The following is a 23,785-nucleotide window of genomic DNA, read 5'->3' on the forward strand; positions in this document are numbered from 1 at the left end:
CTTGCTGCATTTCTCCATGTCACCGTTGCGACGCACCTAAACTACCAGGGTTTTTCTCAGCCGATGAAATGGACCCGCTAGTTATGGCTGTTTTACCAGTTCAGCGACACGTTTCCGCAGTTCAGTAACGTCCGGTCCAGCAGACAAGACGGAACGGGAAACATTCGGGAACACCAGGTGTGCGTTTGCACCTGCAATCTGCGCCGCGTCTTCCATCGTCGCTCCCTGCGCTCCGACCCCAGGCATAAGCACTGGAGCATTGAGCGCGTCGAGCACCGGCGGCTTCGCCACAGTTGCACCGACAACGACACCAACGTGGCCTACTGCAGCGCCCTGGTTGTACGTGGCGCATTCATCGACCATCCACTGCGACACCATGCGCCCATCGATTTCACTCGTCTGGAACGCTTCAGCTTCAGGGTTGGAGTTCGCAGACATCACGAACACGCCCTTACCGTGCGCTGCAGCAAGTGAGATGGCAGGCTCCAGCGACCCGACACCCAGATACGGTGTCAGCGTGAGCGCGTCCGCTTCCAACGGTGAGCCTGGTTGCAGCCACGCGGCGGCGTATCCAGCCATCGTGGAGCCGATATCGCCGCGCTTGGCGTCCGCGACGACGAGCGTCCCGCTCTCACGGAGTGCGGCGAGGGTCTCCTCGAGCACCGCGAAACCCGCAGAGCCGAACCGCTCGTAGAAGGCAACCTGTGGCTTGACCAACGCAACTGATCCTGCAAAGGCCTCAACACAAGCCGAGGAAAACCGTTGCAGACCATCAATGGTGTCCGGAAGACCCCACTTGTCTAGCAGCGCCGCGTGCGGGTCGATGCCTACACACAGTCGGCCATATTCGTTACCAGCGGCAACGAGACGCTCCCCGAAGGAGGCATGGGGCTGTACCACTACTGGCCACCCTCTGCGTTCTTGGAGACGCTGTGCTCGAGCTCCTGGAGGCTGGTCACATCAATGGAGTTGCTGCGCACTGCTTCGATGCCTTGGACTGTGGCGGTAACACCCTGCACATCGGTCATGATCGGTACATCCGCGATCACGGCTGCGGCACGGATGTCGTAGCCATCGTGGCGCGCGGTTGTCGAGCCCGCCGGAGTGTTCAGGATGAGATCAATCTCGCCGTCCAAGATCCGCTCCACGATGGAACGGCCCTTCGCACCTTCGCGGACTTCGGAGCCCTTGAGTGCTACTTCGCATTCGATGCCGTTGCGGCGCAGCATTTGCGCTGTACCTGCCGTCGCGATCACCTTGAACCCCATGGTGGACAAACGCTGGATCGGGAAGATCAGGGTGCGCTTGTCGTGGTTAGCCAGGGAGACAAAGACCGTGCCCTCCGTTGGCAGTTCGCCGTAAGCAGCGGCCTGGGTCTTAGCAAATGCCACACCGAACGACGGGGCAAGCCCCATGACCTCACCGGTGGACTTCATTTCCGGGCCGAGGATGGTGTCCAGAATCGACCCGTCTGGGCGGCGGAAGCGGCTAAACGGCAGTACCGCTTCCTTCACAGCGATCGGGTGGTTCAGCGGCAAGGATCCGCCATCGTAGTCGGACGGGATGAGGCCCTCGTCGCGAAGTTCAGCGATCGTCGCGCCGAGCATGACGCGTGCTGCAGCCTTCGCAAGGTGGACGCCGGTCGCCTTGGAGACGAACGGCACCGTACGCGACGCGCGCGGGTTTGCCTCGATGACGTAGAGGATGTCGTCCTTCAATGCGAACTGGACGTTCATCAGCCCCTTCACCCCGATACCGTGAGCGAGTGCCTCAGCGGAGCGACGGACCTTTTCAATGTCGTCGGGGCCGAGCGTCATCGGCGGAAGCGCACAGGCGGAGTCGCCAGAGTGAATGCCGGCTTCCTCGATGTGTTCCATCAGACCACCGAGGTAGACCTCGTTGCCGTCAGACAACACATCGACGTCAATTTCGATGGCGTTGTCAAGGAAGCGGTCCACAAGCACTGGGTGGTCCGGGCTGAGCTCGGTTGCGCGCTCGATGTAGTTGCGCAGGGAGTCTTCGTCATAAACGATCTCCATGCCACGGCCTCCGAGCACGTAAGACGGGCGCACGAGGACGGGGTAACCAACCTTGTTGGCCACTTCGCGAGCCTCTTCGAAGGAGGTTGCGGTGCCAAATGCGGGAGCTGGAAGCTTGGCTGCTTCGAGCACCTTGCCAAACTCGCCACGGTCCTCCGCCAGATCGATTGCCTCGGGGCTCGTACCGACGACCGGCACGCCCGCATCCGCGAGACGCTGCGCGAGGCCCAGCGGGGTCTGACCGCCGAGCTGCACAATAACGCCAGCAACCTCACCGGTAGCGGCTTCCGCACGGTAGATCTCCATCACGTCTTCGAACGTCAACGGTTCGAAGTAGAGACGGTCCGCGGTGTCGTAGTCGGTAGAAACGGTCTCCGGGTTGCAGTTGACCATCACGGTCTCGTAGCCGACGCGGGATAGTTCCAGGGCGGCGTGGACACAGGAGTAGTCGAACTCGATGCCCTGACCAATGCGGTTCGGACCAGAGCCCAGGATGATGACCTTGCCCTTGCTGTTTTCCTTTGCACCGGTGAACTGGTCAACCTCAGACTCGGCAGCCGGGTCGAGTTCGTACGCCGAGTACAGGTACGGAACCTTCGCCTCGTACTGGCCCGAGCAGGTGTCCACGGTCTTGAAGGTCGGGTGGATACCCAGCGTCCATCGCAGTTGACGCACGCCGTCTTCGCCCGCGAGTTCTGGGCGCAGCGTAGCAATCTGGGCGTCGGACAAGCCTTGAGCCTTTGCCTCACGCAGAAGATCTGCGTCGAGCACAGGGGCGTCGATAAGCACCTGGCGGAATTCGACCAGCCCAGCGACTTCCTCGAGGAACCACGGATCGATACCGGAGGCTGCGTAGACCTCATCAACGCTCGCGCCGAGGCGAAGCGCAAGCTCGACATCGTAGAGACGCTTGTCGGTCGGCACCTTAAGGTCTTCGAGTACCGCTGCGACGTCATTTGCACGCTCTCCTGCGACGTACTCGTCGGAACGAGTCCAGAAGCCGTTTGGCTTGTCTTCCATCGAGCGCATGACCTTGTTCAGGCCCTGGATGTAGTTGCGGCCAATACCCATGGCCTCGCCAACCGCCTTCATGGAGGTGCCCAGAGTCTCGTCCGAGCCCGGGAACTTCTCAAAGGTAAAGCGTGGCATCTTGACGATGACGTAGTCGAGGGACGGCTCCTCAAGCGCAGTGGTCGCGCCACCGGTCATGTCGTTGGCAATCTCGTCGAGCGTGTAGCCAATAGCTAGTCGGGTTGCCACCTTTGCAATCGGGTAGCCGGTCGCCTTCGACGCAAGTGCAGACGAACGCGACACGCGCGGGTTCATCTCGATCGTGATCATGCGGCCGTCTTTGGGATTGATGGCGAACTGGATATTGCAGCCACCGGTCCTGACACCGACTTCACGGATGATGGCCTTGCCCTGTTCGATCATCTTGGTGACCTCGGGCTCGGTCATCGTCAACACCGGCGCCACCGTGACAGAGTCGCCCGTGTGGACACCCATGGCATCCACGTTCTCAATCGTCGCAACCGTAATGCAGTTGTCATCCGAGTCACGAATGAGCTCGAGCTCGATTTCTTTCCAACCGAGGATGGATTCTTCAATGAGCACGTTCGCTTCTGGCGATGCGGTCAAGCCGTCGCCGGCGATGCGGTGCAAGTCATCCATGTCATAGGCAAGGCCGGAACCGAGACCACCCATGGTGAACGACGGGCGCACGACGACTGGGAAGCCGAGCTCCGCAACGGTTTCTTCCACTTCTTCCATGGTGTAGCAGACACGGGAACGGGCGGACTCGCCGCCGATCTTTTCAACAATGTCCTTGAACTTTTGGCGGTCTTCGCCGCGCTCAATCGCGTCGATGTCTGCACCGATGAGTTCAACGCCGTGCTTTTCCAGAATGCCAAGGCGGTCGAGTTTGATGGCTGTGTTCAGCGCAGTCTGCCCACCAAGCGTCGGCAGAATCGCATCAACCGGGTGGCCTTGCTCAGCCTCGCGGGCGAGGATGCGGTCGATGTACTCCGGCTGGATCGGCTCTACGTACGTGTGGTCGGCGAACTCAGGGTCGGTCATGATCGTCGCCGGGTTCGAGTTCACCAGGGTGACGCGCAGGCCTTCTTCTTTGAGCACGCGGCACGCCTGGGTGCCGGAATAGTCAAACTCGCACGCCTGTCCGATGACGATCGGCCCGGAGCCGATGACCAGGACGTGGTTGAGATCTTCTCGCTTCATAATGTTTCTCCTGGTCTTTCTTTTAAGCTTCTTGCTTTTCGACGATTACCTGCACGCGCACCGACTTACCCTCGTGCTGCGCCTGAGAGACGTGGCGAACCAGCCTGCGGGTGTCTACACCCCAGATGCCGGTAATGCCCTGCGCCTTCATTTCTTCTTCCAGGCTGTGCTTTGCTTCCTGGTTCGATGCGATGCGAGCGAGATCGCGGATCACCACGGCTTTTGCCGTGATTGCCGTACGTCCCTCCCCTGCTCCTTCACCTGTCCAGCCAACATTGCCGATGTGCGGTGTAGCGAACACCAGGATCTTGCCGTCGTTATCGGCAGAGCACATTTCGCGCTCGTAACCGAACATATCGATGATGCTCTTGAGATCGCCTTCAATGTCACCTTCCGGTGCTGCGCCGAAGACGAAGCCGGTGAATTTCTCGCCTGTGTCGAGGACGAGTTGTGCGCGGGTGCGCTGCTGCTGTGTTTGTGTCATGGGTTTAGGCCTTCTTTGCAGAGTAGGTTTGGGTGCCGCGCAGCCAGGTGCCAACTACGCGTGCGTTAAATTCGATGCCTTCGTAGGGAGTGTTCGACGCCTTCGACGCCATATCCTTGCCCTTTGCGGTCCAGGTGTCCTGCGGATCAATCAAGGTCAGGTTTGCTGGCTCGCCAACCGCGATCGGACGGCCCTGGTCCTCAAGCCGCAGAATTTCGGCAGGGCGCTCGCTCATGACCTTGGCCACGAAGCGCCAGTCAGCAAGACCCGATTCGACGAAGACTCGGTGCACGATCGCCATGGACGTTTCTAGGCCGAGCATGCCTGGCTTGGCGTGCTCGAACTCCACGCACTTGTCTTCAGATCCGTGAGGAGCGTGGTCGGTGGCGATGACGTCCACGGTGCCGTCGAGAAGCGCTTGCTTGAGCGCTTCAGCGTCGCGCTTTTCGCGCAGTGGAGGGTTGACGCGGAAGAGACCGTCGTAGGTGGACAGCATTTCGTCGGTAAGCAGCAGGTGGTGCGGGGTGACCTCTGCCGTAACGTTGATGCCCTGTGCTTTGGCGAAGCGAAGCAGCTCGACCGTGCCTTCGGTCGACGCGTGGCAGAGGTGGTAACGACCACCGTAGTCACGAGTCATGATGGCGTCGCGTGCGACGATGGATTCCTCCGCGACACGCGGCCAACCGCGAAGCCCCAGGCGCGCTGCCTGCTCGCCTTCGTGGGCTACAGCGCCCTCGGTCATGCGGTGGTCTTCCGCATGCTGGGCAAGAATCACGTCGTGTGCCTTGGCGTATTCGATAGCGCGGCGCATGAGCTGCGGGTCGTTGACGCACTTGCCATCGTCGGAAAACATGCGCACACCGCTGCGGGCCATCAGACCGATCTCGGTGAGCGACTTGCCTTCCAGCCCCTTAGTGATGGAGCCAACTGGGTAGACATCGCACTTGCCGTAGGTCTGCCCCTTCTCCCACACCGCCTCGGCGAGGAACGGCTGGTCGATCACTGGGTTGGTATTCGCCATGGTGAATACAGCGGTGAAGCCTCCCTTGGCGGCAGCATCCGAGCCGGTAGCGATGGTTTCGGTGTCCTCGCGGCCCGGCTCACGCAGGTGCACGTGCATATCGACGAGACCAGGAAGCAACACGTTGCCACCACAGTCGATGGTTTCATCAGCATCGTCAAACGGGTTGTCCCCAATGGAGTCGATGACACCGTCTTCCACGTCAATGAGAATGCTGGTCACGTCCTCGCCATATGGACGAACGTTGTTGAGTGCAAGCTTGGTCACTTGATCGCTCCTTCTTCGCCGCCAGTGCCGGCGAGCAGTGTGAACAACACGGCCATGCGGGTGTACACGCCGTTAGAGACCTGGCCAAGGACGACAGCATTGTCGCGATCAGCCACGTCGTAGTTAATTTCCATGCCGCGCAGCATCGGACCCGGGTGCATGATCAACGCCGAATCCTTCATGCGGTCGGCTCGATCAACGCTCAAGCCGTACAAGGTGGCGTATTCGCGGTGCGACGGGAAGAACCCGCCGTTCATGCGCTCGGCCTGCACGCGCAGCATCATCACGACATCTGCGTGCTCAATCTCGGCATCGAAGTCATACGAGACACGTGCCGGCCAGAACTCCACACCGGTAGGCAGCAGCGTCGGCGGCGCAACCAACACAACCTCTGCGCCCAAGATGTGCAGCAGGTCCACGTTCGAGCGAGCAACACGGGAGTGCAAAATATCGCCGACGATCAGGACGCGCTTTCCAGCGACATCGCCAATGTGCTGGCGCATGGTCACCGCATCCAGCAAAGCCTGTGTCGGGTGCTGGTGCTGGCCGTCACCTGCGTTCACGATGCTTGTATTCGGCAACCACTTGGCCAGAAGCTGTGCCGCACCCGAAGCAGGGTGGCGCATGATGATCGCGTCTGCACCGATTGCCTCCAAGGTTGCAGCGGTGTCTTTGAGCGATTCACCCTTCTTCACCGAAGATGAAGACGCAGACAGATTGATCACATCGGCGCTCATCCACTTGCCCGCTGTCTCAAACGACGAGCGGGTACGCGTCGAGTTCTCGTAGAACAACGTCATCACAGTGCGGCCGCGCAGGGTCGGAAGCTTCTTGATCTCACGACCATCCAGAGCTTCCCGGAAGCGGTCCGCTTCATCCATTAGCTCGATGATCTCGTCGCGGCTGAGATCTGCAATATCGATGAGGTGCTTCATTTACGCCTCCCGTTCCAGGGTCACGCGATCTTCGCCGTCGAGCTGGGCGATCGCGACAGTGACATCTTCGTCCTTCGATGTGGGGATGTTCTTGCCTACGTAATCCGCGCGGATTGGCAGTTCCCGGTGGCCACGATCGACCAGCACTGCGAGCTGGATCGCGGCTGGCCTACCGATGTCGCGCAGCGAATCAAGGGCGGCGCGAATGGTTCGGCCGGAGTACAAGACATCGTCGATAAGCACGACAATTGCCCCGTCGATGTCGACCGGAATGTGGGTTGGGCGCAGTGCCCGATGTGGCTTGTCGCGGAGATCGTCGCGGTACAAAGTGACGTCGAGACTGCCTACTGGCACGCTCACGCCTGAAAATTCTTCAACCGCTTCCGCAATACGCTGCGCTAACGGAACACCACCGGACGGGATCCCCAGCAGAATGACCTGCGGTCCGTCTCTGTCGTCCAGCGTTGTCTTCTCGATGATCTGGTGCGCGATGCGTGCAACAGTGCGACCGACGTCCTGAGCGTTCAGCAGCTCAACCGTCGACCGTTCGTTTCCACTCATCGAACCTCCTTCCCCGCCTCTCTGTGCGGCATTTAAAGGAAATATCGACGCGGTCCCGCCTATCGGGGCCGTGTGAAGTCTCGGAGACTGCGCTTCACATTAGCACCAGCACCGCGCCATCGCGAGGAGTTTCACCCAGATGGGTATTCTCGCAAGTGTGACTACAGAAGAGACTGAAGCCATCCAGCCCAACGAGCACCCAGAACGCAACGTTCCGGAACCGGTGACTACCGAAGCAATCGCCGCGATTTTTGAGGAAGAAAACCTTGAATACCGCGTCGAAGATCAAGCCGTGCGCTCTGGTTTTATCAACGCAGCAATCGTCATTGCCCTCGACGGCGATCACCTCATCTTCGAGGCCCTGTGGCGTGGCGAGTTTCCCCGCGATAGCGCATCGCAGGTGCTGTTTGCCTGCAACGAGCACAACCAGACGCATTTTGCACCGACCCTGCGTTTCTTCGAACGCGGTGAGGACAACCTGGCTGTGAGCGCCATTCGCTCGATGAACATCGCCGATGGAGCCTCATTCAACCAGCTCGGCTCTTTCATTGTGACGTCTATCGACGCCACGCTTCAGGCATTCGACTACCTCAAAACCACTTTCCCGACCGTCGTGAACTGGGAGGAACCGCAGCAGTGAGCACCGCAACTCAAGTAACCATCGACCGCGTCATCGAAACGATGGCGAAGCAGGGCATCGAAGTTTCCGACGACCCGTCTGGCCGCGCAGGCCACGCCCATTACAAGGGATTCAACCTGCTGTTTGTCCTGTTGGACTCAGTGTTGATCCTGCGTGCGGACTCGGTTACCGACACCCCGTCCGACACGCCCGATGCCACCTTGTACCTGGCCGCAAACCAGGTCAACAGCTCGTACCTCGACGCGCGTGCGCTCGTGGTCAACCGCACCGAGACGATCGTTGTGCGCACCGAATCGGAAATCGCGATCGGCGCAGGGCTAAGCGACGAGCAACTCGCGTCCTCGCTCAAGGCCGCTGTTGCTGGTGTGTTGGAAACCCAAGATGCCATGCAGGTGCTGGTGGGCGAGATCAAGCGCACCGCTGAGGAAGCAAGCGCAGCGCAGTCTAAATCTGCGCCTGCCCCCGACGAGGACTAGGAGTTCTCCAATCGCTCAAGCTCGACTTCAGCGTCGAAGTCGGGCTCGGGCCACGTCGGGTTGAGCGACTCTAAAGCGTCGTAAAGCAACGCTTTCACCACACTGCGGCAGTACTTCTTATCGTCCGAAGGAATGCAATACCACGGCGCAGATTCCGTCGACGTGCGCGTCATTGCGATCTGATACGCCGCCATGTACTGGCTCCAGAGCCGACGATCATCGATATCACCCGGGTTGTACTTCCAGTGCTTGTCTTCCCGCAGAATGCGCTTCTTCAGGTTCTCTGCCTGAAACTCCCGTGAGATGTGTGGCATAACCTTGATGATCTTGGTGCCACGGGCGGCAATCTCCTGTTCAAACTCAACGATTGCTCCGTAGCGGCGCTCAATCTCCTCCGGTGAAGCCATCTGTTTCACGCGCTGCACAAGTACATCTTCGTAATGGGAACGGTCGAAGACACTGATCTGCCCAGGTTTTGGGAGGTGGTCGTAGAACCGCCAGAGGAAATCATGAGATGCCTCCTCCTCCGTTGGACGCCCGAACGCCTGGACGTGTACGCCTTGAAGGTCCATGGTCGCACCGACGACGTGGCGGACGATCCCGCCTTTGCCTGACGTATCCATCCCCTGCAGCACCAACAGCACCGAGCCCGCATCCTCGTTGCCTACGCGACCGTTGGCGTACAGCCGCCTTTGCAGGTCATCGAGTTCATCGTCGTAGTCATTAAACACCTCAGCGGCATCCTTCACCCCGGGTGTCGCTGTTGGATCTACATCCGCAAGTTGAAAGTCGGGACCGACCCGAAATTGCTTCGCTTCTTCAACAGTGAGTTTCGACATGGCATCCTTTCTTGAAGATCGTTCGCATAACAAAAGCCGCTACTGATGTCTGCCTCTTCCGCACAAAATACGGCAAGTGCGAACAACAATCAGTAACGGCTCCAATGCGCTTCGCAAATACTGAGGAAGCTACTCCTCGTCGCTCTCGGTGTCGCCGAGGCCGTCAGGTTGACCCTCCTCCTCGTCGGCATGTTCACCATCAGGTACAACGAAAAACGGAGAATTCGGATCAACGGACGAGGCAATCCGATCCAACACCGCGTTGATGTAGGGCGCAGCCTTGGCACCTGAGTACTCAGACGCCATCTCGACCGCTTCCTTGATCGAGATCGGCGCATCGACCTCGTCGTTAAACAAGATCTCCCAGGCGGCCACGCGCAGGATCTGACGGTCGACGGCTGGCAGACGAAACAGCTCCCAGTCCTCGCTGAGTGAGCGCTCAATCGCATCGTCCAAGTCGTCGAGCTTCTCCGCAGCGCCTGCGACAATCTCGCGAGTGTAGTCAGCAACCGGCGCAACTGCGTTCAACGGATTCCGCGAAAGCTCAGTGCGGTCCTCAACGATGGCAACCGGATCGATATCCCGTGTCTCCGCCTCGAACAGCATGTCTACCGCACGACGGCGCGCCCGGTAACGGGCGCCATGACGTTTGTAGTCGAGCATTAGTTGTTCACGCGAGAGAGGTACTCGCCAGTACGCGTGTCAACCTTGACCACGTTGCCGGTTTCCAGGAACAGCGGAACCTGGATCTCAGCACCAGTCTCCAGCGTTGCCGGCTTGGTACCACCGGTGGAACGGTCGCCCTGCAGACCCGGCTCGGTGTGCTCGATCTTGAGGTCCACAGAGATCGGAAGCTCAGCGAAAAGTGCTTCACCCTCGTGGAAAGAAACCTGAACATGCATGTTCTCCAGCAGGAAGCGTGCTGCATCGCCGAACTTGTCGGCCGGCAGCTCGAACTGCTCGAAGGTCTTGTCGTCCATGACAACGTAGCTCGTGCCGTCGTTGTACAGGTAGGTCATATCGCGACGATCAACCGTCGCGGTCTCCACCTTCACACCTGCGTTCCACGTCTTCTCAACGGTCTTTCCGGAGACGACATCCTTAAGCTTGGTGCGCACGAATGCCGGTCCCTTACCGGGCTTGACATGCTGGAACTCAACGATCTGCTGCAGTTTGCCATCGACCTTCAGCACAAGACCGTTCTTAAAATCGGCGGTAGTTGCCATGGGTGGTACCTTCCTCGTAATTGTTTCGGAACGTGTACAAACACAGCAATGCTACAGCACCGTCAATTCCTTCGGGTACTTGGTGATAATCCGTGGCTTCCCTGATGTGATGATCAACGTGTCCTCGATACGCACACCGGTCTTGCCCGGAATGTAGATCCCCGGCTCAATGGTCAGGGTCATACCTTCCTTTAGGTCTCCCTTGCCGGTCTGTGCGGCAGACGGGGCTTCATGCACGTCCAGGCCGACACCGTGGCCAGTGGAGTGAACGAAGTACTCGCCGAAGCCTGCCTCTTCAATAACGTCGCGGCAGGCCTTGTCTACATCCACAAGTGCCGTTCCCGCCGTGGCTGCCTTCACGCCAGCAAGCTGGGATGCAAGCGTCACTTCGTAAATCTCGCGCTCCAACTGACCGATTTCCCCGATAGCAAACGTACGGGTCATATCGGAGTTGAACCCGAGGCGGTGCATACCGTAATCAATGGTCACCAAATCGCCTTCGGCGATAAGACGGTCGCCGGCCTGATGGTGTGGCTTCGAGGCGTTCGGGCCGGAGGCGACAATCGTGTCAAAACTTGGGCGTTCTGCACCAAGTCGACGCATGCGGTACTCAAGGTCAGCGGCAATGTCACGCTCAGAACGGCCTGCTCGCAATTCTCCTGCGGCGACGAGTTCCTCCAACGCCTGTGTGGCCAGCTCGGCAGCCTCAGTCAGACGGGTGAGTTCAAGGTTGTCCTTAAACAAGCGGATCCCTTCAATCACGCCAGAAACCGGCACAAGGGTTACGCCCTCCGGGCATGCATCCTCGAGGCGCTTGAGCTCCGCAACGGAAACGAAATCGGCCTCATAGCCCACACGGTGGCCTTCGGTAACCTGCGACAACAACTCGGTTGCTGTCGCGCGAGCAATCGTCGCCTTGATATCCGGGACCTCTTCAGCAATCTGAGTGGTGTAACGACCGTCGGTTGCGATCTTCGCAGTACGGTCTTTCGACACCAGAAGCGCGCCGTTCGAGCCGGAGAAACCAGACAGGTAACGCACGTGGGTCAAATGGGTGACCAGCATGTCGTCGATACGCTGTGCCGCAAGTTGCGACGAGAGTTTCCTCCGACGAGTTTCAAAACGAGTATCGGCCAATGCCATCATTTCCTCCTTGCGAAGTAGTCCAACGCGAGCCGGTAGCCTTCCGTACCCAACCCCGCGATCACGCCTACGGCGATTGGCGAGAGGTACGAATGGTGCCTGAACGACTCGCGCGCGTGCACGTTCGAAATATGCACCTCAATAAAACCTTGGTGATCATTTAGTTCTACCAGTGCATCACGAAGCGCAACCGAGGTATGGGTAAAACCACCCGGGTTAATGATCACCGGCCAAGTGTTATCGGCTGCTTCATGCACCCAGTCAATGAGTTGGCCCTCGTAGTTGGACTGGCGGCACTCCACTTCAACCCCAAGATCGGCTGCGTGATCGTGCAATTGCTTTTCGACGTCCGCCAGCGTGACCGTCCCATACACCTCCGGTTGGCGTTTGCCGAGTCGATTGAGGTTCGGACCATTGAGTACCAAGATTTTCATGTTCTACTCCGAAATCTTTGCGTACGCCGCGCGCATCTCTTCCACAGTTGCGTCCTCCAGGCGAGTGCAGGACCCAAGGCCGTCCAGGACGACAAATCGGATCTTGCCGTCGCGGTTCTTCTTGTCCAGAAGCATCGCCTCATGCAACTCTTCAAACGCACCGGCCTCGTAGCGCGTGGGAAGTCCCGCACCACTGATGACGGTCTCGTGGAGGGCGACCAGGTCATCGTCGATAAGCCCGCGCGCATGAGCAAGGTGTGCCACAAACATCATGCCCACCCCGACGGCATTGCCGTGGCGCCACATGTAATGCTCGCGACGTTCGATCGCATGGCCCAGAGTGTGGCCATAGTTAAGAATCTCGCGCAGCCCAGCTTCCTTGAGGTCCTCCCCCACGACCTTGGCTTTTACGCTGACAGAGCGCTCGACAAGCTCCGCCCAGTGATGCTCTGGGCCCTCCTGATAGAGCTCCAAAATCCGCGGGTCCGCAATAAAGCCCGTCTTTACCAACTCAGCAGAACCTGAAACAACCTCTTGCTCAGGCAGCGTTGCAATACGAGCGAGATCAATAAACACCGCATTCGGCTCGTGGAACGCACCGACGAGATTTTTACCTGCGGTCGTGTTGATGCCAGTCTTGCCGCCGACTGCCGCATCAACCATGGCGAGCAATGTCGTCGGCACATGCACAACCTTGATGCCGCGCATCCACGTGGCCGCGGCGAAACCGGCAAGATCTGTCACAGCGCCGCCACCCAAACCGACAACGGCGTCCTGGCGCGAGAACCCGTGCTCCCCCAACACGTCCCACAAGTGGGAAAGCACCGGAAGATCCTTTCCAGCCTCCGCATCGGGAACACATGCCAAGACCGGCGCCAGGCCCGCTTGCTCAAGCATGTGCTCAAGGTCCTCAGCAACGGCACGCAACGGTTCCTGGTGGACCACCAGCACACGGCGTGCGCCGGAATCCGCAAGGTGACCTGCTACGGCGTCAAGGTTATTGCTGCCAATATGAATGTCGTACGGACTTGGGCCCGTGACGGATACCACTGCCATTGTTTGCTCCTTCGCTTGACAGAACTGAAGCCTGACGGAAACTACTCGCCGTCGATGAAACCCAAAATCTCTGCGACAACACGCTGCGGTGGCCGCGCGTCCGTGCGGACGCGGAACGTGGCCACTTCGCGGTACAGCGGTTCACGTTGATCCATGAGGTCGCGGTAACGCTGCTCGCGATCATCACTGTCAAGCACTGGTCGAGTGGAATCCTGTGCTGTGCGGCGAATACCCTCTTCCGCGCTGACATCGATCCAAACAACAGTGTGGCGCTGCAGCAGCTGTCGCACTTCCTCGGTCACGATCGCACCGCCGCCGAGGCTGACTACCCCACCGGTGGCCAGAGCACGTGCCACAAACCCGACTTCGAGCTCACGGAAGGCATCCTCACCCAACTCGGCGTACACCTCGCCACACGCTTTGCCTTCAGCCTGTTCGATGAGCAGATCCGAATCCATGATCGGCAGGTTCAGCGCGCTAGCTATTCGACGACCAATCGTTGACTTACCTGACCCCGGCATACCGACGAGCACCACGCGAGGAGCCGTATGAACCGTCGCCGGACTTGTATTTGTTGACTCCTCGTTGCATGCCTCTACTGCCTGCAAATCAGTGAGCTCAGTCATCGGCATCCCTAACTTGATCAAACGCAAGACGTTGTGCGACGTACTCCTTGTACGACTCTACGTTGCGCTTCACCTCCTCAATCGTGTCTCCCCCGAATTTCTCAGAGACAGCCTGTGCCAGAACAAGCGCAACCATTGCCTCTGCAACGACACCACCAGCGGGCACGGCACAGACATCGGAGCGTTGGTGAATCCCCGTGGCAGCGTCGCCGGTGCTCATATCAACCGTCTTCAAGGCACGAGGGACAGTCGAGATGGGCTTCATCGCAGCGCGAACGCGCAACTGCTCCCCATTCGTCATGCCACCTTCGATACCGCCTGCACGGTTGGTCAGCCTCCGCACACCATCTTCGGTACGCTCGATTTCGTCGTGTGCCTGCGATCCACGGCGACGCGCCTCCTCGAAACCGTCGCCGATTTCGACGCCTTTCACCGACTGGATACCCATCAGCGCGCCTGCCAACTGCGCATCCAAGCGTCGTTCGCCAGAAATGTGGGAGCCAAGGCCGATCGGCAGCCCATCCACAATGACCTCAACGATCCCGCCGAGCGTGTCGCCCGACTTCTTCGCAGCCTCAATGCACGCGACCATGTCCGCCTCGGCGTCCTTGTTAAACGCACGAACAGGGGAAGCATCAATTGCCTCAATATCGGCGAAGCTTGGCGATTCTCCTGCGTACGGCACCGACTCCCCAATCGACACCACATGGGAAAACACCTCAACCCCGAGAACCTCACGCAGGTAGCTACGGGCAACCGTACCGGCTGCTACGCGGGCAGCAGTCTCTCGTGCAGAGGAACGCTCAAGCACAGGACGTGCAGAACCGAAACCGTATTTGATCATGCCGGCGAAATCGGCGTGCCCCGGACGCGGACGGGTCAACGACGCACCGCGACCAGAGCTCAACTCTTTTGCCACCTCAGGGTCAGAGGCATCAACCGGCTCAGCAGACATGATCGTGGTCCACTTCGGCCACTCGGTGTTGCCAATCTGGATAGCCACCGGGCTACCGATAGATGAGCCGTGCACGACGCCCGTCAGCAAAGTGAGCTCATCTGCCTCAAACTTCATTCGCGCGCCACGGCCATAACCGAGACGGCGACGAGCGAGCTGATGAGCAATTTCTTCTTTCAATACCGGCACCCCAGAAGGCATGCCCTCAACGAGGGCTACGAGGGCCTGGCCGTGCGATTCACCGGCTGTAGTCCAACGAAGCATGGCGACATTCTCGCACAAGCAGCTGCGATAGATGTGCTTATACCCCGAAATACATTACGACGAGCCACGTTGTGGCAAGCATCGATGGACCATGTGCGACGGTTCGGCTGCGACTTAACCACGCCATTAAGACTGTGAGCAGGCCGGACACACCAATCGCAACGAGTACCGCCGGCAGTTTTCCGGAGATCACACACACCATCGCCAGCGGCAGCGCCAACTTAACGTCCCCACCACCGACCCCCTGAGGCGAAAACAGATACAGCCCCGGCCACAGCAGTGCCCACAGCAACGTCGCCTCACCAAGAAATGGCGCGAGAAGGCAAGCAATCAGCGCCACAATGGCCGGCGGCACTGTCAGCGCATTCGGCAGACGCCGAAACGCAACATCAAACACCATCAGGGCCGCTGTCCAGCAGGCAGCAACAGTGGCCCCCAAAACTCCCCCGAATTCCATATGGACAGCGTACCGAAGTTGAGTACTTCGAACCGCTCTGGCAAGCGAGCTGCTTCTTACGAGTTCGCGTGCCGCATCAGCGCGTCGCGCATCGCCTGTCGCGGTGCGTCCACACCGGTGAATTGCTCGAACTGAGCGTACGCCTGTCCGGCAAGCATCGACAGTCCACCAACGGTGCGGTAGCCGTTCGCTGCAGCCTCTACGGCGAGCCGCGTGGGCCACGGGTCGTAGATCACGTCAAACACCGGGGCGTGTGCAAGATCGGATGCCACGTAGTCAGCTGCCCCGGCGGGGACAGTCGAAATGACGAGGTCCGATGCGGACGTAATGTCCGCTAGAGGTGCCTCGAAATCCACGAAGTTAAGCACCATCTCCGCAGCAAGGTCTGTGTACTCCCCGCTGCGGTCAGTGCGGTTGACCACGGTTACCTCACGGACTCCAATATGCCGCAAGGCCCACATGACTGCGCGCGCTGTACCGCCCGCGCCAACGATAACGGCGTGAACCGGGGAATCGGGACCAAGTAGCTCCCCAATGGCAGCAATCACGCCCTCGCAGTCAGTGTTGTCGGCGCGCCAACGGTTGTCGTCGATACGCGTCAGTGTGTTTGCGGAGCCGATCTCACGTGCCCTGTCAGTGACTTCATCCGCCACCGCGAGAGCGGCAAACTTGCACGGCATGGTTACAGAAAAGCCCCGGAAACTCGGATCGGCGTTGCGGACGAGATCAGCCAAATCATCTGCAACACACTGTTGGCGCGAGTAATGCCACCCAGTGAGGCCCGCCGCCTCGTAACCCGCATTGTGAAGAACCGGCGATAAGGAGTGCTCGATCGGTGAACCGAGGACCGCTGCCCGATTCGTCACAGTCCCCGACACAGGTTTGGCTGAGTTCATGCTGCGCGACGACTCCATAACTAACGCTGCGAGTCCAGGATGCCTGAATCGATCGCGCGCTGCGTGTCATTGAGGTGCTGCTCGAACGTGTCGTTGAAGATGGTTGTGCCGTCCTTGTCCACGGTGACGAAGAACAGCCAGTTGCCGTCAGCTGGGTGCTCTACTGCATCGATCGCCTCAATGGACGGAGATGCAATCGGTGTTTGCGGCAGGCCATCCATTGCGTACGTGTTCCACGGAGTAACCCGCTTGCGGTCTTCATCTGTGGTTGCAACCTCAACGCTCGGCAGCCCGTAGTTCACCGTGGAGTCGAATTCCAGTCGCATCGGCTCATCGAGACGGTTCAAGATGACGCGAGCGACCTTGTCAAACTCTCCGGCCGGCGCCTCACGCTCAACCAAGGACGCAGCGACAAGCAACTCGTACGGGCTCAAGCCAATCACTTGCGCGCGGTTGACAATGTCGGTTGCGTCATACTGCTTCGCAGAGCGCGTCACCAGATCCGAAAGAATATCCTCGGCGCTCGCGTGCGGGTCGATGATGTACTCACCAGGGGCAATGAGGCCCTCCAAACGCTTCGCGTCGCCAGCACGGGCAGCAACCGTTTCACGAGCCCACTCCGGCACACCGAGCTTCTCAGGATCACTGTTCGCCGCAGCGTTGTTCAGCTTCTCCACGTTGACACAATCCGGTGTTACCTCCTCGCCACAGGTAGCCGACTGGATCATCGAGAAAATACCGAACCGAGTCTGGCCGCCAACGACGTTGATATCCATCAACGTCGCACCTCCGTAAACCTGCAGAGGGGTGATGCGCTGCGCGGGATCAAGGAGTGCCTCAACCGCTGACTTCGCGCTCATTTTGCCCTGCAATCTGTAGAAGCCGGGCTGAATGTTTCCCGCATCAGGGTTATTCGCTGCCGCTGTTTGGAAAGCACCGTCGCTGGCAACAATGCCGCGCTCTTCAAGCTCGGGGCCGAGCGCTGACAGGCTCGATCCCTCCTTGATTTGAACGACCTGTTCCTCACCGTTGCCTGCACCCTCAAAGTCTGCCGAACCCGAAAGGTTGCGCAAGACGGCAATCCAAGCGACAAGGCCAATGATGAGCAAAATGGATGCGACTAGCACCGCGGTGCCTCGGGTACGCCGGCGTGCGGCTTCACGGGTAGACACGGTTAGTTCTCCTTGAGGTAGTTCAGTCGGCCGTCAAGCCACGATTGCAAAATCTCTACAGCAGCTGCTTGATCAATGACCGCACGGCCTGCTTTCTCATTCACACCAGACATCCGCAATGAATGCGTCGCAGCAACTGTGGTGAGACGCTCATCCGCCATCCGCACCGGCACATCGCTACGCCGGCGAATACGGAATGCGATTTCCTTCGCATGTTTCACGCTTTTTGATCCATTGCCTTGCAGATCACGAGGAAGCCCCACAATGACTTCGACTGCTTCATTCTCAGCGATGAGTTCCAATATCCGCTCGATATCTTGCCCATCGCGGTCCTTGAAGCCGGTCACTCTGTCAATCGTTTCGACCGGTGTTGCCAGGCGGGCATCCCGGTCGGAGCGGGCAACGCCAATGCGCACAGTGCCGACATCAATGCCAAGTCGGCGTCCCGCACCGGGGTCGTCGACCCCAGGGCGATCTGGCTCCACCTTCATCGCTGCTCCTTTCCGTGTCTGCTGGCCTGGTCTCAACCTAGCCGTTAGCTGTGCGTCTCGTCGGACGCGCATTCGGCGTGTCAGCGTCGAGTTTGTCCGCGAACGCGAGGCTTAGTCCCGGCGAAGCCAGTCACGCACAGCGGACAAAGCAGCAGGAATGCCTTCGGGCTTCGCACCAGAGCCCTGCGCAAGGTCAGGCTTTCCGCCACCCTTGCCATCGACGTACTCGCCAAGCACCTTGACCACATCGCCCGACTTGATGCCGTCTTCCACTGCAGCCTTTGTTGCTGCAACCGCCAGAGAAACCTTGTCGCCAACCTTCGAGGTCAGCACGATCAGCGCATCCTCGGACTGCAACTTGCCACGCAGGTCAGAAACAATCGTGCGCAGATCACCCGTGTTGATCCCGTCGGGCAGCTGCTTTGCGACGAGGCGACGCGCGCCGATGGTCTCTGCTTCCTCCGCAAGGCTTGCAGTGGAAGCCAACAGCTGCTGACGGTGCAGGTTTTCGATTTCCTTTTCAGCCGCACGCAGTCGCTCAGCAAGCTGGGCAATACGGTCCGGAAGATCTTCCGTCGGCGTCTTGAACTCCGCAGCCAGGCCAGAAGCCAGCGCTGCCTCCTTCGACAGGTACTTGAAGGAATCCATACCGGAGTACGCCTCGATACGGCGGGCTCCGGAACCGACCGAGGACTCGCCAAGCACGGCGACAGGGCCGATCTGAGAGGCGTGCTCCACGTGGGTACCGCCACAAAGCTCGACGGAGAACGGTCCGCCGATCTCGACGACGCGGACAACGTCGCCGTAGCTTTCGCCGAACAGCGCCATCGCACCCATGGCCTTCGCCTTGTCCAGCGTGGTCTCAATGGTGTTGACAGCAAAGTCTGCGTCGACAGCCTGGTTCGTGATCGTCGCAATCTCCTGCAGTTGTGCCTCGGTCAGCGCCTCGGTGTAGTTGAAGTCGAAGCGCAGGTAACCCGGCTTGTTCAAGGAACCAGCCTGGACTGCTGTGGGGCCGAGCACCTCACGCAGCGCAGCGTGAATGAGGTGCGTTGCGGAGTGCGCCTGGCGGGCACCGTGGCGCCACGCACCGTCAACCTCAGCCGTGACCGTCGAGCCGAGATCCAGTCCACCGTTTTGGACCGTCGCCTTGTGCAGCCACAGTTTCTTGCCCACGCGCTGCACGTCGTTGACGTTGAGGATCGTGTCCCCCATGATCAAGCGGCCACGGTCGGCCATCTGACCACCAGATTCGGCATACATCGGGGTGACGTCGAGGATGACCTCGACCTCGTCGCCCTGGGAAACCTCGCCAACTTTCTCACCGTCGCGCACGAGGCCAATGACCGTGCCGTCGTGGACCAACTGCTCGTAGCCGACGAATTCCGTCGGGTTGTTGTCAACCCATTCGCGGTACAGCGACTCGTCAACGTTGCGGTGCTTCTTCGCCTTGTTGTCGGCCTTCGCGCGCTCTCGCTGTTCCTGCATCGCAGCGTTAAAGGCATCCATATCGACGTCCAGGCCGGCCTCGCGCGCCATCTCGACCGTCAGGTCGATCGGGAAGCCGTAGGTGTCATGCAGCTCAAAGGCCTGATCACCCGGCAGGACAGCAGCACCCGAAGCCTTCACTGCGGTTGCGGCTTCGTCGAAACGCGACGTGCCGGACTCCAGTGTCTTGGAGAACGCCCTTTCTTCCGCAACAGCAACACGCAAAATGCGCTCGCGGTTGTCCGCGATCTCCGGGAAGGACGGCGTCATGGTGTCCATGATCGTGTTCATGAACGTCTCCATAACCGGCTTCGTCGCGCCCAACAGACGCGCGGAGCGGATGATGCGGCGAAGCAGACGGCGCAGGATGTAGCCGCGGCCCTCATTCGACGGGGTAACACCGTCGAGGATGATCATCATGCCGGTACGGGCATGGTCAGCGATCACGCGGAAGCGGACATCGTCTTCCTTGTTGCCGTCGTCGTACTTCGAACCGGTGAGCTCCACGGCTGCATCGATGACCGGACGCAGAAGGTCCGTCTCGTAGACGTTGTCTACTTCCTGCAGGATGCAGGCCACACGCTCAATGCCAAGACCGGTATCGATGTTCTTCTGTGGCAGCTCGCCGACAATCTCGAAGTTGCCCTTCTTATCACCTTCGCCGCGAATGGACTCCATGAACACGAGGTTCCAGATCTCCATGTAACGGTTGTCGTCGGCGATTGGGCCGCCTTCCTTGCCGTACTCCGGGCCCCGGTCGTAGTAGATCTCAGAACAAGGGCCACACGGACCGGGGATACCCATGGACCAGAAGTTATCCTCCATGCCCATGCGCTGAATACGCTCTTCCGGAACGCCAATCTTGTCGCGCCAGATTGCGGCCGCCTCGTCGTCGTCAAGGAAGACCGTAACCCAGAGACGCTCCGGATCAAGGCCATAGCCACCGTCAGCAACAGCACCCGTCAACAGGTTCCACGCGTGAGTAATGGCGCCTTCCTTGAAGTACTGACCAAACGAAAAGTTGCCAGCCATCTGGAAGAACGTGTTGTGGCGGGTGGTGATACCCACTTCCTCGATATCGAGGGTACGCACGCACTTCTGAATCGATGTCGCCGTGCCATTGGCAAAGTCTGGGGTCTGATCGCCCAAGAAGTACGGCTTGAACGGCACCATTCCTGCGTTGACGAACAGCAGCGTCGGATCGTCGAGAATCAGCGAGGCGCTCGGTACCGGGGTGTGCCCGGCCTCAACGAAATGGTTGGTAAACCGCTCTCGGATCTCATGGGTTTGCACGCTTCGGTGTCCTTTCAACTGCTCCGGAGTTTTTCCGCGCTTACTTTACCCGCGACTCCTCTACAGTTGGGCTACCGCCCGCGAACAAGTCGGCGTAACCGACCAATAAACTCGCTAATTCGGCGCTCCGCGCCGTGTTCCGTCGGCTCGTAATACACCGCTTCTTCCAGCCCATCCGGGATATATTGCTGCTCGACCACTCCCCGCGGGTCGTCATGCGGGTAGACATATCCAACCGCATTGCCCATCTGTTTTGCGCCCTCATAGTGGCCATCGCGCAAATGGGCCGGCACTGGAGGCACATGCCCCTCACGCACGTCCGCTAAAGCACGATCGATGGCCTTAATGACGGCAGGCGACTTCGGCGCCGTAGCCAGGTGAATTGTCGCCTGTGCTAGCGCAAGACGCCCTTCTGGCAGGCCGACAAACTGCACTGCATTCGCCGCAGCGGTAGCAGTCTGCAACGCAGTCGGATCTGCCATACCAATATCTTCCGAAGCGTGAATGACCAGACGTCGTGCGATAAACCTGGGGTCCTCCCCGGCCTCGATCATTCGCGCCAGATAATGCAGCGCTGCATCGACATCAGACCCGCGGATCGACTTGATAAAGGCGCTGACCACGTCGTAATGCTGATCGCCATCGCGGTCGTAGCGAACAATCGCACGATTGACGTTTTCACGCACAATCTCCAGCGTGATCGTGCCACCGCCAGAAACAGCTTCAGCGGCAGCATCGAGGTACGTCAGCGCCCGACGCGCATCGCCTCCAGCGAGCAGAATGAGTTGTGCGCGGGCTTCGTCGTCAAGCAAAACCTGCCCCTGCAACCCCCGCTCATCTGCCAATGCGCGGTCGATGACTCCGCCAAGGTCTTCGTCGCTAAGCGACTCGAGCTTGAGCAGCAGCGAGCGCGACAACAACGGAGCAACAACGCTAAAACTCGGGTTCTCCGTCGTGGCGGCAACCAGCAACACTGTGCGATTTTCGACGGCCGCAAGCAGCGCATCCTGCTGCGTTTTAGAAAACCTGTGGACCTCGTCGATAAAGAGCACGGTTTTCTCACCGCGGATGAGGTCACGCCGCGCCTCGTCGATAACCGCGCGGACTTCTTTCACGCCGGAAGACAGCGCGGACAACGCCACAAAGTTCTGCCCCATCGTTTTTGCGATTAACGATGCAATCGTGGTCTTACCTGTCCCAGGCGGACCATACAAAATCACCGATGCTGCACCAGAGCCTTCGATGAGCCGACGCAGCGGCTTTCCCTCGCTGAGCAAATGCTTCTGCCCCGCTACCTCATCTAGGGACTGGGGGCGCATCCGTGCGGCCAGCGGTGCTGTCGAGCCAGCTTCAAAAAATGAGGTACCCCTATTCCCCGATGCTGCACCGGGAACGTCGTTGCTAGAAGCAGCCGCGAAAAGTTCTTCTTGGCCCATTGCCTTAACGCAACCGCCTTGCGACCTCGGACGCGAACTCAGCAACGACAACGTATGCGGGGTCTTTACCGCTACCCGCATAAGCTGCCAACGACTCGAACGTCTCGCGCAAATCACGTCGCACGAGAAGCTCATCTTCGGTCAATGGTTCTCCACCTCGCGGTCGAAGCACAACGCCAGCATTCTCTTCGGCGTCGTCGCCAATGGCTTCGGCTACCCCATCTACAAGATCAAAATCCTGAATATCACCTGCCGAAAGACCAGCAGCTTCAAGCTCTTTCTCAAATGTCGGATCATCCTGCAACAACGCGGCCATAGGCTTCGGTTCCAACATGGCGACGCTACTAAGCGCCCACCCCACCAGTGCACCCGTGATGCGCGCCTGCAACGTATCCGGATGCTGCACTCCTGGCCAAAGGTCAGAGACCTGTATCCGCCACGCATCGACGAACGCCTTGGTCGCTTCCTCGTTAAACGGCTGCGAAGCCAAATACACCGGGAACCGCGCAACTACGTAGGCAACATCGAATGAAACATCCCGAAAGCCCGCTGATTCATAATCAAGAAAGTGAAACGAGTTCCCAGACCGAATGACGTTATCTGGTGCCAGGTCAAACGGCGTAAAAGCACGCATACCGCCACGCAGCAGCCGGCGCTCGATGTTACGAGCCGTGAGAACCACCTCTTGAGGAATCTCAATTCCGGCCTCACGCATGATCCGCAAGCCAACTCTGATCCGATGGGACAGCAACCGGTCCCTCAAACGTTGCAGCGGTGCAGCGTTGGGCCGCGAACGCGTCATCCGATGCAGTAAGACGTTAAACGCTTCCTCTTCATCGGCAGTACCTGCATGCATTCGGCCAAGTGCTGTGCCCAGGCTGCGCAACAGTGCGATGTGGTCCTCTTCGCTTGCAGTCTCAAGCGCTTCTGCGAGAGTTTCCCCATCACCGGAGTCGGTGATGATAATGATGCGTTGCTGCGTGTCGTAGCCCAACAACGCAGGGCCAGGCCTGGTCTTTTCACTTAAGGAAGTGGCGAATTGGTACGCGACAACCTCTCGAAGGTACGCCGCCTCTTCGAAGACAGACTCCGTTGGCGGCGCCTGCTTAATGATGACTGAGCGCTGCTGGAAAAACGGGTTCGTTTTAACACGAGCCCTCAACACGATCGAGGGACCGGAGCCATTAAGGCGTTCAACCTCAAACAACGACTGCTCACCGCCGTAACGGCGAGTGAGAATGTCTGTAGCGCTTGCAACGACTTGCTCGTCACTTACTTGCTCGGGCTGCATCCGGTCCCCTTTGTCGTGCGCCACCGCAGGAGCAGGTTCCTGCGGTGGCTGCATTCAATC

At 59.3% G+C, this 23,785-nt stretch carries 23 protein-coding genes; 2 read left to right on the plus strand and 21 right to left on the minus strand.

Annotated elements, in window-relative coordinates:
* Positions 1 to 81 precede the first annotated feature (81 nt).
* From pyrF to pyrR, 6 genes are read right to left on the minus strand one after another with little or no spacing between them, the layout of a single operon-like run.
* Entirely contained in the window at positions 82 to 900 is an 819-nt protein-coding gene (pyrF, locus tag HMPREF2734_RS08240) for an orotidine-5'-phosphate decarboxylase (protein WP_070570393.1), read from the minus strand.
* Positions 900 to 4,274 (minus strand): carbamoyl-phosphate synthase large subunit, encoded by a 3,375-nt coding sequence (carB, locus tag HMPREF2734_RS08245; RefSeq protein WP_224212669.1) that lies wholly within the window; start codon positions 4,272 to 4,274, stop codon positions 900 to 902. The genes pyrF and carB overlap by 1 nt, the downstream gene beginning before the upstream one ends.
* Before the next feature lie 22 nt (positions 4,275 to 4,296).
* Positions 4,297 to 4,758 (minus strand): carbamoyl-phosphate synthase domain-containing protein, encoded by a 462-nt coding sequence (locus tag HMPREF2734_RS08250; RefSeq protein WP_070451382.1) that lies wholly within the window; start codon positions 4,756 to 4,758, stop codon positions 4,297 to 4,299.
* A 4-nt stretch (positions 4,759 to 4,762) separates the two neighbouring features.
* A complete protein-coding gene (locus HMPREF2734_RS08255; RefSeq protein ID WP_070570397.1) occupies positions 4,763 to 6,046 on the minus strand; it encodes a dihydroorotase in 1,284 nt (427 codons plus the stop codon).
* Positions 6,043 to 6,981, minus strand: a complete 939-nt coding sequence (locus HMPREF2734_RS08260) for an aspartate carbamoyltransferase catalytic subunit (RefSeq protein ID WP_070570399.1) — start codon at positions 6,979 to 6,981, stop codon at positions 6,043 to 6,045. Before HMPREF2734_RS08260 ends, HMPREF2734_RS08255 begins: the two co-directional genes overlap by 4 nt.
* A complete protein-coding gene (pyrR, locus tag HMPREF2734_RS08265; RefSeq protein ID WP_070570401.1) occupies positions 6,982 to 7,542 on the minus strand; it encodes a bifunctional pyr operon transcriptional regulator/uracil phosphoribosyltransferase PyrR in 561 nt (186 codons plus the stop codon).
* 157 nt (positions 7,543 to 7,699) lie between these two features.
* On the opposite strand from pyrR, the gene HMPREF2734_RS08270 reads away from it, so the two are divergent.
* Together HMPREF2734_RS08270 and HMPREF2734_RS08275 are read left to right on the plus strand one after the other, a co-directional pair.
* On the plus strand, positions 7,700 to 8,182 hold the full coding sequence (locus HMPREF2734_RS08270) for a YbjN domain-containing protein (protein WP_224212667.1): 483 nt from the start codon (positions 7,700 to 7,702) through the stop codon (positions 8,180 to 8,182).
* The gene (locus HMPREF2734_RS08275) at positions 8,179 to 8,658 is read left to right on the plus strand and encodes a YbjN domain-containing protein (RefSeq protein ID WP_070570403.1); all 480 of its coding nucleotides are present in this window, start codon (positions 8,179 to 8,181) and stop codon (positions 8,656 to 8,658) included. Before HMPREF2734_RS08270 ends, HMPREF2734_RS08275 begins: the two co-directional genes overlap by 4 nt.
* On the opposite strand, the gene HMPREF2734_RS08280 is transcribed toward HMPREF2734_RS08275, so the two are convergent.
* The 15 genes from HMPREF2734_RS08280 to HMPREF2734_RS08350 form a co-directional block, all read right to left on the minus strand.
* A complete protein-coding gene (locus HMPREF2734_RS08280) occupies positions 8,655 to 9,497 on the minus strand; it encodes a PPK2 family polyphosphate kinase (RefSeq protein ID WP_070570405.1) in 843 nt (280 codons plus the stop codon). The genes HMPREF2734_RS08275 and HMPREF2734_RS08280 overlap by 4 nt on opposite strands.
* Before the next feature lie 129 nt (positions 9,498 to 9,626).
* Positions 9,627 to 10,160, minus strand: a complete 534-nt coding sequence (gene nusB, locus HMPREF2734_RS08285) for a transcription antitermination factor NusB (RefSeq protein ID WP_070570407.1) — start codon at positions 10,158 to 10,160, stop codon at positions 9,627 to 9,629.
* Complete coding sequence (gene efp, locus HMPREF2734_RS08290; protein ID WP_070451369.1) at positions 10,160 to 10,723, minus strand: elongation factor P; 564 nt, start codon at positions 10,721 to 10,723, stop codon at positions 10,160 to 10,162. Before efp ends, nusB begins: the two co-directional genes overlap by 1 nt.
* A 51-nt stretch (positions 10,724 to 10,774) precedes the next feature.
* Complete coding sequence (locus HMPREF2734_RS08295; RefSeq protein ID WP_070451367.1) at positions 10,775 to 11,866, minus strand: aminopeptidase P family protein; 1,092 nt, start codon at positions 11,864 to 11,866, stop codon at positions 10,775 to 10,777.
* Positions 11,866 to 12,300, minus strand: a complete 435-nt coding sequence (gene aroQ / locus HMPREF2734_RS08300; protein ID WP_070423092.1) for a type II 3-dehydroquinate dehydratase — start codon at positions 12,298 to 12,300, stop codon at positions 11,866 to 11,868. Before aroQ ends, HMPREF2734_RS08295 begins: the two co-directional genes overlap by 1 nt.
* 3 nt (positions 12,301 to 12,303) lie before the next feature.
* On the minus strand, positions 12,304 to 13,356 hold the full coding sequence (aroB, locus tag HMPREF2734_RS08305; RefSeq protein WP_070451365.1) for a 3-dehydroquinate synthase: 1,053 nt from the start codon (positions 13,354 to 13,356) through the stop codon (positions 12,304 to 12,306).
* A 41-nt stretch (positions 13,357 to 13,397) separates the two neighbouring features.
* Entirely contained in the window at positions 13,398 to 13,982 is a 585-nt protein-coding gene (locus HMPREF2734_RS08310; protein WP_083284804.1) for a shikimate kinase, read from the minus strand.
* Positions 13,975 to 15,201 (minus strand): chorismate synthase, encoded by a 1,227-nt coding sequence (gene aroC, locus HMPREF2734_RS08315; protein WP_070570409.1) that lies wholly within the window; start codon positions 15,199 to 15,201, stop codon positions 13,975 to 13,977. The genes HMPREF2734_RS08310 and aroC overlap by 8 nt, the downstream gene beginning before the upstream one ends.
* Before the next feature lie 37 nt (positions 15,202 to 15,238).
* Positions 15,239 to 15,658 carry a prepilin peptidase gene (locus HMPREF2734_RS08320; RefSeq protein ID WP_070451359.1) on the minus strand — a complete coding sequence of 140 codons (420 nt, stop codon included), beginning with the start codon at positions 15,656 to 15,658 and terminating at the stop codon, positions 15,239 to 15,241.
* Between the two features lie 56 nt (positions 15,659 to 15,714).
* Complete coding sequence (locus HMPREF2734_RS08325; RefSeq protein WP_070570467.1) at positions 15,715 to 16,554, minus strand: shikimate dehydrogenase; 840 nt, start codon at positions 16,552 to 16,554, stop codon at positions 15,715 to 15,717.
* Between the two features lie 20 nt (positions 16,555 to 16,574).
* Positions 16,575 to 17,726, minus strand: a complete 1,152-nt coding sequence (gene mltG, locus HMPREF2734_RS08330; RefSeq protein ID WP_070570411.1) for an endolytic transglycosylase MltG — start codon at positions 17,724 to 17,726, stop codon at positions 16,575 to 16,577.
* A gap of 2 nt (positions 17,727 to 17,728) precedes the next feature.
* Positions 17,729 to 18,217 carry a Holliday junction resolvase RuvX gene (gene ruvX / locus HMPREF2734_RS08335; RefSeq protein ID WP_070423088.1) on the minus strand — a complete coding sequence of 163 codons (489 nt, stop codon included), beginning with the start codon at positions 18,215 to 18,217 and terminating at the stop codon, positions 17,729 to 17,731.
* A 111-nt stretch (positions 18,218 to 18,328) separates the two neighbouring features.
* Positions 18,329 to 20,998, minus strand: coding sequence for an alanine--tRNA ligase (alaS, locus tag HMPREF2734_RS08340; protein ID WP_070570412.1), 2,670 nt, complete (start codon positions 20,996 to 20,998; stop codon positions 18,329 to 18,331).
* Between the two features lie 71 nt (positions 20,999 to 21,069).
* Positions 21,070 to 22,434 carry a replication-associated recombination protein A gene (locus tag HMPREF2734_RS08345; RefSeq protein ID WP_070570414.1) on the minus strand — a complete coding sequence of 455 codons (1,365 nt, stop codon included), beginning with the start codon at positions 22,432 to 22,434 and terminating at the stop codon, positions 21,070 to 21,072.
* Between the two features lie 4 nt (positions 22,435 to 22,438).
* Positions 22,439 to 23,779 carry a phosphotransferase gene (locus tag HMPREF2734_RS08350; protein WP_070423085.1) on the minus strand — a complete coding sequence of 447 codons (1,341 nt, stop codon included), beginning with the start codon at positions 23,777 to 23,779 and terminating at the stop codon, positions 22,439 to 22,441.
* Positions 23,780 to 23,785: the final 6 nt, after the last annotated feature.

It is taken from the genome of Corynebacterium sp. HMSC055D05 (genome assembly GCF_001810365.1).
Classification (GTDB): domain Bacteria; phylum Actinomycetota; class Actinomycetes; order Mycobacteriales; family Mycobacteriaceae; genus Corynebacterium; species Corynebacterium coyleae.

What these genes read in the sequence shown, in the direction of transcription:
- carB (WP_224212669.1), bottom strand. Translation starts at nt 4,274, where the DNA reads ATGAAGCGAGAAGATCTCAACCACGTCCTGGTCATCGGCTCCGGGCCG.
- HMPREF2734_RS08250 (WP_070451382.1), bottom strand. Translation starts at nt 4,758, where the DNA reads ATGACACAAACACAGCAGCAGCGCACCCGCGCACAACTCGTCCTCGAC.
- HMPREF2734_RS08260 (WP_070570399.1), bottom strand. Translation starts at nt 6,981, where the DNA reads ATGAAGCACCTCATCGATATTGCAGATCTCAGCCGCGACGAGATCATC.
- pyrR (WP_070570401.1), bottom strand. Translation starts at nt 7,542, where the DNA reads ATGAGTGGAAACGAACGGTCGACGGTTGAGCTGCTGAACGCTCAGGAC.
- HMPREF2734_RS08280 (WP_070570405.1), bottom strand. Translation starts at nt 9,497, where the DNA reads ATGTCGAAACTCACTGTTGAAGAAGCGAAGCAATTTCGGGTCGGTCCC.
- nusB (WP_070570407.1), bottom strand. Translation starts at nt 10,160, where the DNA reads ATGCTCGACTACAAACGTCATGGCGCCCGTTACCGGGCGCGCCGTCGT.
- efp (WP_070451369.1), bottom strand. Translation starts at nt 10,723, where the DNA reads ATGGCAACTACCGCCGATTTTAAGAACGGTCTTGTGCTGAAGGTCGAT.
- HMPREF2734_RS08295 (WP_070451367.1), bottom strand. Translation starts at nt 11,866, where the DNA reads ATGGCATTGGCCGATACTCGTTTTGAAACTCGTCGGAGGAAACTCTCG.
- aroQ (WP_070423092.1), bottom strand. Translation starts at nt 12,300, where the DNA reads ATGAAAATCTTGGTACTCAATGGTCCGAACCTCAATCGACTCGGCAAA.
- aroB (WP_070451365.1), bottom strand. Translation starts at nt 13,356, where the DNA reads ATGGCAGTGGTATCCGTCACGGGCCCAAGTCCGTACGACATTCATATT.
- HMPREF2734_RS08310 (WP_083284804.1), bottom strand. Translation starts at nt 13,982, where the DNA reads ATGACTGAGCTCACTGATTTGCAGGCAGTAGAGGCATGCAACGAGGAG.
- aroC (WP_070570409.1), bottom strand. Translation starts at nt 15,201, where the DNA reads ATGCTTCGTTGGACTACAGCCGGTGAATCGCACGGCCAGGCCCTCGTA.
- HMPREF2734_RS08320 (WP_070451359.1), bottom strand. Translation starts at nt 15,658, where the DNA reads ATGGAATTCGGGGGAGTTTTGGGGGCCACTGTTGCTGCCTGCTGGACA.
- HMPREF2734_RS08325 (WP_070570467.1), bottom strand. Translation starts at nt 16,554, where the DNA reads ATGAACTCAGCCAAACCTGTGTCGGGGACTGTGACGAATCGGGCAGCG.
- ruvX (WP_070423088.1), bottom strand. Translation starts at nt 18,217, where the DNA reads ATGAAGGTGGAGCCAGATCGCCCTGGGGTCGACGACCCCGGTGCGGGA.
- HMPREF2734_RS08345 (WP_070570414.1), bottom strand. Translation starts at nt 22,434, where the DNA reads ATGGGCCAAGAAGAACTTTTCGCGGCTGCTTCTAGCAACGACGTTCCC.
- HMPREF2734_RS08350 (WP_070423085.1), bottom strand. Translation starts at nt 23,779, where the DNA reads ATGCAGCCACCGCAGGAACCTGCTCCTGCGGTGGCGCACGACAAAGGG.